This window comes from Pseudomonas svalbardensis (assembly GCF_030053115.1).
GTDB lineage: Bacteria > Pseudomonadota > Gammaproteobacteria > Pseudomonadales > Pseudomonadaceae > Aquipseudomonas > Aquipseudomonas svalbardensis.
The window spans coordinates 6,014,684-6,029,281 of the sequence record NZ_CP125619.1; the positions used below are offsets into that span (position 1 = coordinate 6,014,684).

At 60.0% G+C, this 14,598-nt stretch carries 12 protein-coding genes; 5 read left to right on the top strand and 7 right to left on the bottom strand.

What is annotated here, in order from left to right; genetic code table 11:
- Positions 1-28: 28 nt before the first annotated feature.
- Positions 29-1,396, top strand: coding sequence for a CYTH domain-containing protein (locus tag QFX16_RS27855; protein WP_283182108.1), 1,368 nt, complete (start codon positions 29-31; stop codon positions 1,394-1,396).
- 109 nt (positions 1,397-1,505) lie between these two features.
- On the opposite strand, the gene QFX16_RS27860 is transcribed toward QFX16_RS27855, so the two are convergent.
- Positions 1,506-1,970 carry an Lrp/AsnC family transcriptional regulator gene (locus QFX16_RS27860; RefSeq protein WP_046045137.1) on the bottom strand — a complete coding sequence of 155 codons (465 nt, stop codon included), beginning with the start codon at positions 1,968-1,970 and terminating at the stop codon, positions 1,506-1,508.
- A gap of 126 nt (positions 1,971-2,096) precedes the next feature.
- Here QFX16_RS27860 and QFX16_RS27865 point away from each other — a divergent pair, with 126 nt between their 5' ends.
- The 4 genes from QFX16_RS27865 (at position 2,097) to QFX16_RS27880 (ending at position 5,631) form a co-directional block, all read left to right on the top strand.
- Entirely contained in the window at positions 2,097-2,435 is a 339-nt protein-coding gene (locus tag QFX16_RS27865; protein ID WP_283182109.1) for an ACT-like domain-containing protein, read from the top strand.
- 90 nt (positions 2,436-2,525) lie between these two features.
- Positions 2,526-4,310: a type IV pilus assembly ATPase TfpB gene (gene tfpB / locus QFX16_RS27870; protein ID WP_283182110.1), complete on the top strand. Its 1,785-nt coding sequence runs from the start codon at positions 2,526-2,528 to the stop codon at positions 4,308-4,310.
- 125 nt (positions 4,311-4,435) lie between these two features.
- Complete coding sequence (locus QFX16_RS27875) at positions 4,436-4,753, top strand: DUF2388 domain-containing protein (protein ID WP_283182111.1); 318 nt, start codon at positions 4,436-4,438, stop codon at positions 4,751-4,753.
- Positions 4,754-4,965: 212 nt separating this feature from the next.
- Positions 4,966-5,631, top strand: coding sequence for an outer membrane protein (locus QFX16_RS27880; protein ID WP_283182112.1), 666 nt, complete (start codon positions 4,966-4,968; stop codon positions 5,629-5,631).
- Between the two features lie 66 nt (positions 5,632-5,697).
- On the opposite strand, the gene gcvP is transcribed toward QFX16_RS27880, so the two are convergent.
- The 6 genes from gcvP to QFX16_RS27910 form a co-directional block, all read right to left on the bottom strand.
- Complete coding sequence (gene gcvP, locus QFX16_RS27885) at positions 5,698-8,571, bottom strand: aminomethyl-transferring glycine dehydrogenase (RefSeq protein ID WP_283182113.1); 2,874 nt, start codon at positions 8,569-8,571, stop codon at positions 5,698-5,700.
- A 132-nt stretch (positions 8,572-8,703) separates the two neighbouring features.
- Positions 8,704-9,087: a glycine cleavage system protein GcvH gene (gcvH, locus tag QFX16_RS27890; protein WP_283182114.1), complete on the bottom strand. Its 384-nt coding sequence runs from the start codon at positions 9,085-9,087 to the stop codon at positions 8,704-8,706.
- A 50-nt stretch (positions 9,088-9,137) separates the two neighbouring features.
- Positions 9,138-10,220 (bottom strand): glycine cleavage system aminomethyltransferase GcvT, encoded by a 1,083-nt coding sequence (gcvT, locus tag QFX16_RS27895; protein ID WP_283182115.1) that lies wholly within the window; start codon positions 10,218-10,220, stop codon positions 9,138-9,140.
- A 156-nt stretch (positions 10,221-10,376) separates the two neighbouring features.
- Positions 10,377-11,993: an ABC transporter permease gene (locus QFX16_RS27900; protein ID WP_283182116.1), complete on the bottom strand. Its 1,617-nt coding sequence runs from the start codon at positions 11,991-11,993 to the stop codon at positions 10,377-10,379.
- Between the two features lie 260 nt (positions 11,994-12,253).
- Positions 12,254-13,258 carry an extracellular solute-binding protein gene (locus tag QFX16_RS27905; protein WP_046053772.1) on the bottom strand — a complete coding sequence of 335 codons (1,005 nt, stop codon included), beginning with the start codon at positions 13,256-13,258 and terminating at the stop codon, positions 12,254-12,256.
- A gap of 118 nt (positions 13,259-13,376) precedes the next feature.
- A complete protein-coding gene (locus QFX16_RS27910; protein ID WP_283184649.1) occupies positions 13,377-14,594 on the bottom strand; it encodes a 2-octaprenyl-3-methyl-6-methoxy-1,4-benzoquinol hydroxylase in 1,218 nt (405 codons plus the stop codon).
- Between the last annotated feature and the right edge of the window lie 4 nt (positions 14,595-14,598).

Here is a 14,598-nt window from a genome sequence, read left to right on the forward strand (position 1 = left end):
TGCGCTCCCGATCCTGGATTTTCCGGCCATGCAGAAAGAAACCGAAATCAAACTCCGCGTCAGCCGAGAAACTCTCGCTGCCCTGCGCGAGCACCCGCTCCTGAAAAAACGCAACAAAAGTGGCTGGGAACGCCGTGAGTTGATGAACCAGTACTTCGACACACCTGAGCGCGACCTGGCCCGCGCCAAGGTTGCCCTGCGCCTGCGCCGCGATGGCGAAGAAGTGATTCAGACCCTCAAGACCCGCGGCCAGAGCGTTGCCGGTCTGTCGGTGCGTAACGAATACGACTGGAACCTGCCCAAAGCCAAGCTCGACGTGAAGAAACTCGACGGCGAATGCTGGCCCGAAGAACTCGCCGAGCTGGACAAGAAAACCCTGAAGGCTATCTTTACCACCGATTTCGTCCGCGAACGCGCTGAAATCGCTTGGGGCCGTGGCAAGACCAAAGTGGTCATCGAAGCCGCGCTCGACCTCGGCCACGTGGTGGTCGGCAAGCAGAAAGAAGAAATCTGCGAACTGGAGCTGGAACTGCGCGAAGGCGAGCCGGCCGCTTTGCTGGAACTGGCCGCCGAACTGGCCGCGACCCTGGCCCTGATGCCATGTGACATCAGCAAGGCCGAACGCGGTTATCGCTTGTACGACGCCAACAGCTACTCGCTGAGCCTGCCGGCGCCGCAGATCACCGCCGAAACCCCGCTGGACGACGCTTTCGCCGCGCTGAGCTGGCACTTGCTGAGCAGCAGCCAGCGTCTGGCCGAGCAGTATCGCTTCAATGGCCACTGGCGCCTGTTGCAGGACTGGATCGAAAACCTGGCTGAATTGCGCGCGCTGCTGAGCAGCCTGGGTCAAGCCGCACCGCGTCAGTCGACGCACGATCTGCGGGTTGCGCTGGATGCCTTGCTGGAAGACTGGCGTCCGCTGGTGCAAGCCGGTGTCGACGACGAAGACGTGCGCAAAGCCGCGCCGGAGCAGTTCCTCGAAGAACTGGAAGATCCGCGTTGGGGCTTGTTCTCCTTGAACACTTCGCGCTGGTTGCTGGCCCGCACCTGGGCCGCCGATCGCAACGTCCGCGGCAATCGCCAAGGCGCTGCGCAACTGGGCAGCTGGCTGCCGCGCCTGCTGGGTGAAGAAGCGACTTCGCTGCAGTTGCAGCGTTATCAGCAACAGCCGGAAGACCTGGCCGAACAACTGCCGCGCATCGAGCGCATACAGGCCTGGCTGCACCACGCCCGCAGCGTGCTGGACATCCCGGAAATGGATCGCCTGTACGGTGAGCTGAAACAGCTTGCTCTGCTAGCGAACGAGCCGATCACCGATGAATCGCTGGATGCGCGCAAGCAGCAAGCGATTGCGGTGTATCAGAATCGTGCGTGGAAGATGCTGTTGCGCATGTGATACCGCCTTCGCGAGCAGGCTCGCTCCCACAGGGGGATCTGTGCCAGACACACATCCCCCTGTGGGAGCGAGCCTGCTCGCGAAGAGGCCAGCCCGGTCACCGAAAAACTCAGACCGGCAAACTCGTCGTGGATTTGATTTCCGACAACGCCACGATCGAGTTCACCTCCTGAATCCCCGGCACCATCGACAGCTTCTCGAAGAAGAAGCGCTCATACGCCTCAATGTCCGCCGTCACAATCCGCAGCAAAAAATCCACCGACCCCATCAGCACATAACACTCCAGTACTTCGGGAAAGCCGCGAATCGCCTCGGTGAATTCAGTGAAGTTCGAACGCCCGTGAGCGTTGAGTTTGATTTCAGCGAAGATCTGCGTGTTAAGCCCGATTTTCTTCCGATCGAGCAAGGTCACCTGCCCGCGAATGATCCCCTCCTCCTTCATCCGCTGTATCCGTCGCCAGCACGGCGACTGCGACAACCCCACCTGTTCCGCAATCTGCGCACTGGAAAGTGAAGCGTCCTCTTGCAGCAACGCGAGAATCTTGCGGTCGTAGCCATCCAGCTCGCTATGCATAAAAAAACCTTTGATTGATAACTTGTCGAATCAAGCAATTCAAATAATCGCCAATAAGCCCAATCATAGATAAGAAATGCCCGGCACCGAATGTAAAAATTCCTCCAGTGATTTTGGAGTACGACCATGCCGCATCTAGAAGCCGTAAACACCCCGCACACCCGCGCCGATGTCTGGAACGTCAGCAACGCCCACTGCCGCGTTCACTATCAAGTGCTGGCCGAGGCCGAACCGGATCTGCTGTGCCGGGCGCTCAACCTGTTCGCCTTGCAGTTTCTGACGCCGCAACAGGTCAACGTGCAGCGGATGGACGATCTGCTGTCGATCGACATCGTGATGGACGGCCTGAGCTGGCACCGCGCCCAGGTGATCGCAGAAAAATTACGTAACCTGATCAGCGTCTGTTCGGTTGAGCTGCAAGCCGCTGATTGCGCGTGGGATGAACCGGCTCAGGCGGCGGGCTGAAAAAATTCGACACGGCTTCGTCGGGTAGTGGCCCAACGGTCTGCGGCTCCGCGACTATCCTTTGCGAACTGTTGTTCATGAGGAGCCCGCATGTCCGTTCACCTTGCCATTCAGGACCGCTGGCTGGATCTCAATGATTTGCTGCGTGAACTGGTCGCCCAAGGCTTTATCAGCCAGGACTCGGCCGAACACGCGCTCAATGCCCGACGCCGCCACGCCGCCAATGGCCAGATGCACCCACTGGAATTCATCGCCAGCCAACACCTGGACGACCTCAGCCGCCCCGGTAAACCCCTCGATCTGGAAAGCCTGACGCTTTGGCTGTCGCAGCAGGCCGGTCAGCCTTATCTGCGTATCGACCCGCTGAAAATCAACGTTGCGGCGATTACGCCGCTGATGTCCTACGCGTTCGCCCAGCGCCACAAGATTCTTGCGGTGTCTATCGACCGCGAAGCAGTCACCGTGGCCAGCGCCCAGCCTTACGTCACCGGTTGGGAAGCCGACCTGACCCATGTGCTGAAGCTGCCGATCAAGCGTGTGGTCGCCAACCCGGTCGACATCCAGCGCTTCAGCGTGGAGTTTTTCCGTCTGGCCAAATCGGTCAGCGGTGCGACCAACGCCGATCAGCAGATGAACACATTGGGCAATTTCGAGCAGCTACTGAACCTCGGCGCGAGCGATCAGGAACCGGACGCCAACGACGCGCACATCGTCAACATCGTCGACTGGTTGTTCCAGTACGCGTTCCAGCAACGCGCCAGCGATATCCACATCGAACCCCGGCGCGAACAAGGCACGGTGCGCTTTCGTATCGACGGCGTGCTGCACAACGTCTATCAATTTCCGCCGCAAGTGACCATGGCCATCGTCAGCCGCCTGAAAAGCCTCGGGCGGATGAACGTCGCGGAAAAACGCAAACCCCAGGACGGCCGGGTGAAAACCAAAACCCCGGACGGTGGCGAAGTCGAGTTGCGGCTATCGACATTGCCTACTGCATTCGGCGAAAAAATGGTCATGCGGATCTTCGACCCGGAGGTACTGCTCAAGAATTTCGATCAGCTGGGCTTCTCCGCCGACGACTTGCGCCGCTGGAAGGACATGACGAGCCAGCCCAATGGCATCATTCTGGTCACCGGCCCGACCGGTTCCGGCAAGACCACCACGCTGTACACCACCCTGAAAAAACTGGCGACGCCGGAGGTCAACCTCTGCACCATCGAAGACCCGATCGAAATGGTCGAGCCAGCCTTCAATCAGATGCAGGTCCAGCACAACATCGACCTGACCTTCGCCGCCGGTGTGCGCGCGCTGATGCGACAGGACCCGGACATCATCATGATCGGTGAGATCCGTGATCTGGAAACCGCTGAAATGGCGATCCAGGCTGCGCTCACGGGCCACCTGGTGCTGTCGACGCTGCACACCAACGATGCGCCGAGCGCCATCAGCCGCTTGCTGGAACTGGGTGTGCCGCATTACCTGATCAAAGCCACGGTGCTCGGCGTCATGGCCCAGCGCCTGGTCCGCACCTTGTGCCCGCATTGCAAGGCACCGCTGACCCTGGGCGAAGAAGACTGGCAAACCTTGACCCGGCCCTGGCAGGCACCGTTGCCGAACAACGCACAGCGCGCCATTGGTTGCCTGGAATGCCGCGATACCGGTTACCGCGGCCGCGCCGGGGTCTACGAAATCATGCAGCTGACGGACGGCGTCAAAGCGCTGATCAACCCCGACACCGATTTGCTGGCGGTGCGGCGTCAGGCGTTCAAGGAAGGCATGCGCAGTTTGCGATTGTCAGGGGCGCAAAAAGTCGCAGCGGGTTTGACGACGATTGAGGAGGTATTGCGGGTGACGCCGCAGAGTGAGCAGAAATAGCTGCGCTACCAGTCGGCCAGGCCCAATCCGGTATTGGGCAAACGAATCTGTTGATGAGCCGCTATGGAACTCGATTGGGGGATTGGCAATCAAACGCCGTAGTTAACCCAGTGGAGTCACCCAATATGCGTCTCAAACTTGCTGTCGCTACCATCGCCTTGTTGTCCCTTCCTGTTGGTTCGGCGATGGCCGATAGCTTTTGGCGTAACGTCATCTCATCCGGTGCGACCACCGGTTCGACCTACCTGACCTTCAAGGATCACAAGCTGATCGTTGCCGCCCAGGACGATGCTGGCAGCTTTGTCGCCAGTGACGGCGGCATTCGCGGCCCATACCTGGAGGCCGCGATGCAGAAAGTCCGCGCCGACAACCCTGGCCTGCAGGCCACGGACATGGAACTGGCGAACGCAATCCTGGCGAAGAATGCCGTCGCTTCGAATTAAGATGTACTGCTGAACAAAAATGCCGCTCTCAATGAGCGGCATTTTTTTGAACCAGAGAAATTGCACAGCTATTTCCTACGTAGGCTAACGCCAAAACACTGACATACAGACGAGTTTTCACCGACCTACTGATGAAAGCTCTGATATGAGCGCCAGACGTGCGAACTCAAACTTTGTCGATTCGGATTACCCCCACAAGCGAATCGACTCACATGAAAAAACCAGTCTTATCTTTACTTCTGCTGGCCGCCTACAGTCACGTTTCCCACGCGGAAGGCCTGTACGGCTCGATAAAAATCCAGAGTGTCCAGCAAGACCTTGCCGACGCCCTGCTCACAAGTCCCAGGGTGAACAGCCGTATCGTCAGTCCGGAGCGCAACAAAGATGTCGGCGGCTCCGTTGCGCTCGGCTATGAGTTCATAGGTGGCTGGCGCCTGGAAAGCGAGTACACCATCAAGCAGGACTCGGAGTTCATGAGTTACTGGGCGCCATTCAACGCCAACGTTAACAACATGCAGGTCTCATCCAAGCGTCTGATGTTCAATGCCTATAAGGACTTCCGCTTGACCCAAAGCCTATCGCTGTACGCCATGGCCGGCGCAGGCGTGGCCCATATCAAATCCGAAGGCTATCAGTCCAACCCTTCACGTCGATTTGCCAACAATACCCAAAACAATTTCGCCTACACCCTGGGCGTCGGTGCAGACCTCAAACTGACCCGGCAAATTACCGTCGGCACCGGCTACCGCTATGTCGACATGGGTAAGGTTGAAACCGGCTATAACACCTTCGCCAACCGCATCAATGCGCGGGACGAACAACTAAAGGGCAAGCTTCGAGAGCAGAATCTTTACGTTGAAGCGCGGATGTCGTTCTGATTCATGACTCAAAAAAATGCAGCTCTCCATGAGCGGCATTTTTTTGCCCGAATACAAAACGGTGCGTCAGCGGTAATCATCCACCGGGACGCAAGCGCAAAACAGGTTCCGATCGCCGTAGACATTGTCCACCCGGTTCACCACCGGCCAGTACTTATGCGCCTTGGTGTGAGCATCCGGCGTCACCGCCTGCTCGATGCTGTAGGGTCGCTCCCACACCCCGGTGATATCCGCCAAGGTGTGCGGCGAACGTTTCAGCGGGTTGTCATCGGCCGGCCAGTTGCCGTTCTGCACCTCGGTGATTTCCGCGCGGATACTCAGCATCGCCCCGATAAACCGGTCCAGCTCCGCCTTCGATTCACTTTCGGTGGGCTCAACCATCAACGTCCCCGGTACCGGAAACGACATGGTCGGCGCATGGAAGCCATAGTCCATCAGCCGCTTGGCGACGTCCTCCTCGCTGATCCCGGTCAGCGCCTTGAGTGGCCGCAGGTCAAGAATGCATTCGTGAGCCACCCGCTGGTTGCGCCCGGTGTAAAGCACCGGAAACGCCCCGGACAAGTGCTGCGCCAGGTAATTCGCGGCGAGAATCGCCACCTCACTGGCATCCGCCAATTGCGGCCCCATCATCGCAATGTACATCCAGCTGATCGGCAGGATGCTCGCGCTGCCCCAAGGCGCCGCGCTGACTGCGCCGTTTTGCGCTAATGGCCCGTCGATCGGCACCACCGGGTGATTGGCCACGAATGGCGCCAGATGCGCCCGCACACCAATCGGCCCCATGCCCGGCCCGCCGCCACCATGTGGAATGCAGAAAGTCTTGTGCAGGTTCATGTGGGACACGTCGGCACCAATGTCCGCCGGGCGCGCCAGTCCGACCTGGGCGTTGAGGTTGGCGCCATCCATGTACACCTGGCCGCCGTGGCTGTGGATAACTTCGCAGATTTCGCTGATGCCTTCCTCGTATACGCCGTGGGTCGATGGGTACGTCGCCATCAGGCAAGCGAGTTTGTCTCCGGCCTCTGCGGCTTTGCCTTTGAGGTCATCCAGATCAACGTTGCCCGCCTCGTCGCATTCGACGATCACCACCCGCATCCCGGCCATCTGCGCCGACGCCGGGTTGGTGCCGTGGGCCGAGGACGGGATCAGGCAAATATCCCGCGCGCCCTCATGACGACTCTCGTGATATTTGCGGATCGCCAGCAACCCGGCGTACTCGCCTTGGGCGCCAGAGTTGGGTTGCATACAGATCGCGTCGTAACCGGTAATCGCGCAGAGCCAGCGCTCCAACTCTTCGATCATCAACGAATAACCGACCGCCTGCACTTTCGGCACAAACGGGTGCAGGTTGGCGAACTGCGGCCACGTGATCGGGATCATCTCACTGGTGGCGTTGAGCTTCATGGTGCAGGAGCCCAGCGGGATCATCGATTGATTGAGCGCCAGGTCCTTGTTCTCCAGTTGCTTGAGGTAGCGCAGCATCTCGGTTTCGCTGTGATGGGCGCTGAAGACCGGGTGGCGCAGATAAGGCGAGGTACGTAGCAGACCTGCGGGAATACCGGAAGCAAGGGCTTCAGCGTCCAGTTCGTCGACGTTAAACCCGTGATCGGAACCGAGGAACACATCAAACAACTTCGCGACGGTGGATTCGTCAGAGGTTTCGTCGAGGCTCAGCCCCAACTGCCCACGCCCGAGGATGCGCAAGTTGATCTGTGCGGCCTGGGCGCTTTCGATGATTGCCGTCTGAGTACCACCGACCTCCAGCGTCAGCGTGTCGAAAAAGTGTGTGTTGAGGCGGGTGATGCCGCGGCGCTCCAGGCCAGCGGCGAGGATGCTGGTCAGCCGATGGACGCGTTGGGCAATGCGTTTGAGCCCATCCGGACCGTGGTAGACCGCATAGAAACTGGCAATGTTGGCCAGTAGCACCTGAGCGGTGCAAATGTTCGAGTTGGCCTTCTCCCGGCGGATATGTTGCTCGCGGGTTTGCAGGGCCATGCGCAGGGCGACGTTGGCGCGAGCATCTTTCGACACGCCGATGATCCGCCCGGGAATCGCCCGTTTGTACTCATCGCGACTGGCAAAAAACGCCGCGTGAGGGCCGCCGTAACCCATGGGCACGCCGAAACGCTGGGATGAACCGAACACCACGTCAGCGCCCAACTCCCCCGGCGGCGTCAGCAACAGCAGACTCAGCAGATCGGTTGCGACACACGCCAAGGCTTGCTGCGCATGCAGATGATCGATCAAGGGACGAAGATCGCGGATTTCGCCGTGGGTGTCGGGATATTGCAGGAGCGCGCCGAACACCTGGTGCTGCTTCAAGTTATCCACAGTGTCGATGATCAGCTCGAAGCCGAACCCTTCTGCTCGTGTCTGCACCACGGAAATGGTCTGCGGATGACAGTTTTCGTCGACGAAGAACAGATTGCTTCTGGACTTGGCGACACGCTTGGCCAATGCCATGGCTTCCGCCGCCGCCGTAGCTTCGTCCAGCAGCGAGGCGTTGGCCAGTTCCAGGCCCGTGAGGTCGATGGTCAATTGCTGGAAGTTCAGCAGCGCTTCGAGCCGCCCTTGGGCGATCTCTGGTTGATACGGCGTGTATGCGGTGTACCAACCGGGATTTTCCAGCACGTTGCGCACAATAACGGTCGGCGTAAGGGTGCCGTGGTAGCCCATGCCGATCAGGCTGGTCCAGACCTGGTTTTGCTCGGCGTAACCGCGCAGTTTGGCCAGCGCGGCTTCTTCGTCGAGGGCAGGCGGCAGGTCGAGCGGCCTGTTCAGGCGGATTCCCGGCGGCACCGTCTGCTCGATCAGCTCGACCCGGCTGCCGAGGCCGAGGCTGTCGAGCATCGCCTGTTGCTCGGCGGCATCGGGCCCGAGGTGGCGGCGGAGGAAGGCATTGGGGTCGCGTAACTGGCTCAAGGACGGCAACTGGGACATGACGGGCTCTCTCTTGACTGGCGCTCAGCGTCGATGCAACACGGTCAAACCAGCATAGCAGTCGATGTCGCTGTACCCCTTGATAATGAAAAAGCCCCGACTAGTCGGGGCTTTGGGGGTGACGCTAAACGCTTACTCGCCGATGGCGGATTTGTAGCCAGCTGCATCGAGCAGCTTGTCCAGATCGCCAGCGTTGCTTGGCTTGAGCTTGAAGATCCAGGCACCGTACGGGTCGGAGTTGAGCAACTCAGGGTTGGCGCTCAGTTCTTCATTGATGGCAATCACTTCACCGGCAACCGGGGAGTAGATGTCCGAAGCGGCTTTAACCGACTCCACCACACCGGATTGATCACCGGCAGCGAAGACTGTTCCGACTTCGGTCAGCTCAACGAACACCACGTCACCCAAGGCTTCCTGAGCGTGATCGCTGATGCCCACGGTGACGCTGCCATCGGCTTCGAGACGGGCCCACTCGTGACTTTCGGCAAAACGCAGGTCGGCAGGAATATCGCTCATGTTCTATGTCCTCAAGAGAATTGTCAGCGGTCGTTGCCCGCCAGAAAAGGTTAGATCAAGGTTTTGCCATGGCGTACGAAGGTCGGTTTGACCACTCGGACCGGGTACCACTTGCCACGGATTTCCACTTCTGCGCGGTCGGCTGTTGCCATCGGCACGCGCGCCAGTGCTATCGACTTGCTAAGCGTAGGAGAGAAACTACCACTGGTGATCTCCCCTTCGCCAACATTGGCGATGCGGACCACTTGATGAGCGCGCAAAACCCCACGCTCCTCAAGGACCAGACCGACCAGTTTGTGCTGCACGCCACCCGCCCGTTCGGCTTCCAGAGCACTGCGACCTATGAACTGGCGAGTGGCCGGCTCCCAGGCAATGCTCCAGGCCATGTTGGAGGCCAGCGGTGAAACGTCTTGGTGAATGTCCTGACCGTAGAGGTTCATACCGGCTTCGACCCGCAGCGTATCGCGCGCCCCGAGGCCGATCGGCGAGATGCCCGCGCCCACCAGATCGTTGAAGAATCCTGGCGCTTGATTGGCCGGCAGCACGATTTCCAGGCCATCTTCGCCGGTGTAGCCCGTGCGTGCGATGAACCAGTCACCATCGGCCTGGCCTTCGAAAGGCTTGAGCATCTGAATCAGGTTGCCGCGGGACTGGGTCACCAGTTCGGAGATTTTATGCCGGGCCTGGGGACCTTGAATGGCCAGCATCGCCAGCTCGGAGCGCTCGTTGAGCCGCACCTTGAAACCATCGATATGGGCCTGCATCCAGGCGAGGTCCTGATTACGGGTGGAGGCGTTGACCACCAGCCGATAACCTTCGTCGAGACGGTAGACGATCATGTCGTCGACGATGCCGCCGCGCTTGTTGAGCATGGTGCTGTACAAGGCACGGCCAGGGCTGTGCAGACGTTCGACGTCATTGGCCAGCAAATGCTGGAGCCAGGCCTTGGCCTGAGGGCCGCTGACATCGATCACGGTCATGTGGGACACATCGAAAACCCCGCAATCGCGACGCACCTGATGGTGTTCCTCGACCTGCGAGCCGTAATGCAAAGGCATATCCCAACCGCCAAAATCGACCATCTTCGCGCCGAGGGCGAGATGAAGGTCATACAGAGGCGTGCGCTGTCCCATGGGTTTCTCCTTCCGGGCGTGGCGAAGGTGCGGGCCGGTGCTGCACGGGGTGAAAGCCTTGAAATAGAAGGCTTTCAGCCGATTTCAGCTACCTGATCCGTAGGACGGACCGCACCGAATGCCGCGCATTGTAGCCTCAAGGTGTAGGACTGGCACCTAGGCGTTTCGATGCGCTGAACGTCGAATCAATCCGATGACCGGTAGCAGGCCGACCAAAACCAGAGTCAAGGCCGGCAAAGAGGCCCTCGCCCACTCGCCTTCGCTGGTCATTTCGAAGATGCGCACCGCCAGCGTATCCCAGCCAAACGGGCGCATCAGAAGGGTCGCGGGCATTTCCTTGAGCACATCGACGAACACCAGCAACGCAGCGCTCAACGTTCCTGGCAGCAATAACGGCAGATACACTTTGAAAAACAGTCGTGGCCCACTGACGCCAAGGCTACGTGCCGCTTCGGGCAAAGATGGCCGTATTCGCGCCAGACTGCTTTCCAGCGGCCCATAAGCCACCGCGATGAAACGCACCAGATAGGCCAGCAACAACGCCGAGAGGCTGCCCAGCAACAATGGCTTGCCGGCGCCGCCCAACCAGCCCGATAACGGGATCACCAGTTCGCGATCCAGGTAACTGAACGCCAGCATGATCGACACCGCCAGCACCGAACCCGGCAAGGCGTAGCCGAGGTTGGCCAGGCTGATGCCGGAGCGGATCGCTCGGGTCGGAGCCTGGCGCCGGGCAAACGCCAGCACTAAAGCAACACTGACGGTGATCAGCGCCGCCATGCCGCCCAGGTACAACGTATGGACGATCAACCCCGCGTAACGCTCATCCAGGTCGAAGCGCCCGCGCTGCCAGAACCACACCACCAGTTGAAGCACTGGAATGACGAAAGCGCAGGCGAACACCAGACTGCACCAACTCATGGCCGCCAGCGCCTTGAAACCGCGCAGGTGATACAGCGCCTTGACCCGAGGTCGTTCGTTACTCGCCCGGTTGGCCCCGCGAGCACGACGCTCGCCGTACATCACGACCATCACCACCAGCAGCAACAGGCTGGCGAGTTGCGCGGCGGTGGAGAGGCTGAAAAATCCGTACCAGGTCTTGTAGATGGCGGTCGTGAACGTGTCGAAGTTGAACACCGACACCGCACCGAAGTCTGCCAGGGTTTCCATCAACGCCAGCGCCACGCCAGCGCCGATGGCCGGGCGCGCCATGGGCAGCGCGACTCGCCAGAACGCTTGCCACGGGGATTGCCCCAGGACTCGCGCCGCTTCCATCAGGCCTTTGCCCTGAGCCAGGAACGCGGTTCGCGCCAACAGGTAAACGTAAGGATAGAAGACCAGCACCAGCACCAGAATCACACCGCCGGTGGAGCGCACGCGCGGCAACCTCAAGCCCGTGCCGAACCATTCGCGCAACAGGGTTTGCACGGGGCCGGCAAAATCCAACAGGCCGACGAAGACGAATGCCAGCACATAAGCGGGAATGGCGAATGGCAGCATCAGCGCCCAGTCCAGCCAACGCCGACCGGGGAATTCGCAGAGGCTGGTGAGCCAGGCGAGGCTCACACCCAAGAGCGTCACGCCGATACCGACGCCGAGCACCAGGGTCAGGGTATTGCTTAGCAAGCGCGGCATCTGGGTATCCCAGAGGTGGGACCAGATTTGATGATCGATGGTTTGCCATGACAACAGCAAAACGCTAAGTGGCAGCAGGACCAGCGCAGCGATGGCGAAGACCAGGGGATACCAGCGGCGTTGGGCGGGGTGGGCCACGTTAAGGTCTCTGAGACGGTGAGTTTGGTGTCTGGGCTCCAAGATCGCCCCCTCACCCTAACCCTCTCCCCAAAGGGGCGAGGGGACTGACCGCGGCGTTTAGTTGAAATCCTGCGACTTGAAATTTCAAAGTCGAACTCAGGAATTGAAAAGCATAAAGATCAGCTCCCTTTCCCCCTCTCCCCCGTGGGGAGAGGGATGGGCGGGCGGCGTTCCGATGAGGGGTGGATCTTGAAGCTAACGAAAGAATACCGCCAGATTCAGTTCCAACCCGCCCGATCCATCATCCGAATCGCTTCAGCCTGACGCTTGCCGGCAATTTCCACAGGCAAGGTATCGGCGACAAACTTGCCCCAACTCGCCACCTCAGCAGACGGCTGAACGGCAGGGTTGGCCGGGAATTCCTGGTTCACGTCAGCAAAGATCTTCTGCGCTTCAGGTGTGGTCATCCATTCCACCAAGGCCTTGGCTGCTTCCGGGTGCGGAGCATGTTTGGTCAGGCCGATGCCCGACAGGTTCACGTGCACGCCACGATCACCCTGGTTCGGCCAGAACAGCTTCACCGCCAGATCAGGCTTCTGCTTGTGCAGACGACCGTAGTAGTACGTGTTGACGATGCCGACGTCGCATTGACCCGCGTTGATGGCCTCCAGCACCGCGATGTCATCCGAGAACACGTCGGTGGACAGGTTACTCACCCAGCCCTTGAGAATTTTCTCGGTTTTGTCGGCGCCATGGACTTCGATCATGGTGGCGGTCAGTGACTGGTTGTAGACCTTCTTCGCTGTGCGCAGGCACAGGCGACCTTCCCAGTTCTTGTCGGCCAGACCTTCGTAGGTGGTCAACTCACCGGGTTTCACCCGATCGGTGGAGTAAGCGATGGTCCTCGCCCGCAGGCTCAGGCCAGTCCAGGCATGAGCGGATGAGCGGTATTGCAGCGGGATGTTGGCGTCGATCACCTTGGAGGTGAACGGTTGCAGGATGCCCATTTGCTCGGCCTGCCAGAGGTTGCCGGCATCGACGGTCAGCAGCAGATCCGCGGTGGCGTTCTCGCCCTCGGCCTTGATCCGCTGCATCAGCGGCGCTTCCTTGTCGGTGATGAACTTCACCTGCACGCCGGTTTTCGCGGTGTAGGCATCGAAGACCGGTTTGATCAGCTCGTCGATACGCGAGGAGTAAACCACCACCTCGTCAGCGGCCTGGGCTGCGGTGCTGCCAATCAGGGTCAGGGCGAGTGCGGTCAGTAGACGCTTCGGTACCAGCATGGGAGCGATCTCTCGATTGGAAAAGTGAGGTCAAATGATATGGACTCACATTTACGTTCTCAATCGAACAGTTGGCGGAGGCGTTACCAGATGTTGCGCGCAGCCCTGCAAGGGTGAGTCAGGCCTTGGCGAGTGCCGGTAGATCCCCGGTCAATCCCAGTGCTTCGCGCACGAATAGCGCCTTGGCTTCGGGCATCTGGTCGACCATCTTCAACCCGGCATTACGCAACCAGCGAATCGGCAACGGATCAGCCTGGAACAGGCGTTCGAAGCCTTCCATCGCCGCCATCAATGCCAGGTTGTGGGGCATGCGCCGACGTTCGTAACGGCTGAGCACTTTCACATCCGCCAGACGCTCGCCACGCACGGCCGCTTGCAACAGCACTTCGGCCAGCACGGCCGCATCGAGAAAACCAAGGTTCACGCCCTGCCCGGCCAATGGGTGAATGGTGTGCGCTGCATCACCGATCAACGCCAAACCTTCAGCCACATAACGCTTGGCATGACGCTGCCGCAGCGGTACGCACAGACGCGGGTCTGCGCTGATCACTGTGCCCAGTCGGCCTTCGAAGGCCCGCTCCAGCGCTTTGCAGAAACCTTCGTCGTCCAGCGCCATCAGGCGTTCGGCTTCGCTCGGGGTGGTCGACCAGACGATCGAACACCAATCCTGCTGACCATCACGCTCCAGCGGCAGAAACGCCAATGGACCGTTGTCGGTGAAACGCTGCCAGGCGGTCAGTTGATGAGGTTTGGAGCTGCGCACGCTGGTGACGATCGCATGGTGCAGATAATCCCACTCGCGAGTCGCCACACCGGTCAGTCGCCGCACTGCGGAGTTGGCGCCATCCGCCGCAATCACCAGCGGTGCGCGTAGCGTGCGCCCATCGGCCAGGGTCAGCAGCCAATCGTCGCCGGAGCGACGCATTTGCTCCAGGCGCGCGTTGGCCAGCATTCCCAGATCACAGTCATGCAAACGGTCGAGCAAGGCATCCTGAACCACGCGGTTCTCGACGATATGCCCCAGCACTTCAGCATGCACACTGGTCGCCGAAAAATGGATTTGCCCGGTGCCGCTGCCGTCCCAGACGTGCATGTCGGTATACGGGCTGCTGCGCCGGTTGGCGATACCGTCCCAGACACCGAGGCGTTCGAGAATCCTATGGCTGGCCGTCGACAAGGCGCTCACTCGCGGTTCGAACGGCGATTGCTCGTCGAAGGGTTTGACGCTCATCGGGCTGCCGTCCAGCAGCAGGACTTCCAGCCCGCTGTCCTGCAACGCCAGCGCCAGGGTGCTACCGACCATTCCGGCCCCGACAATCAGCAGATCTGCGCGCATTTCC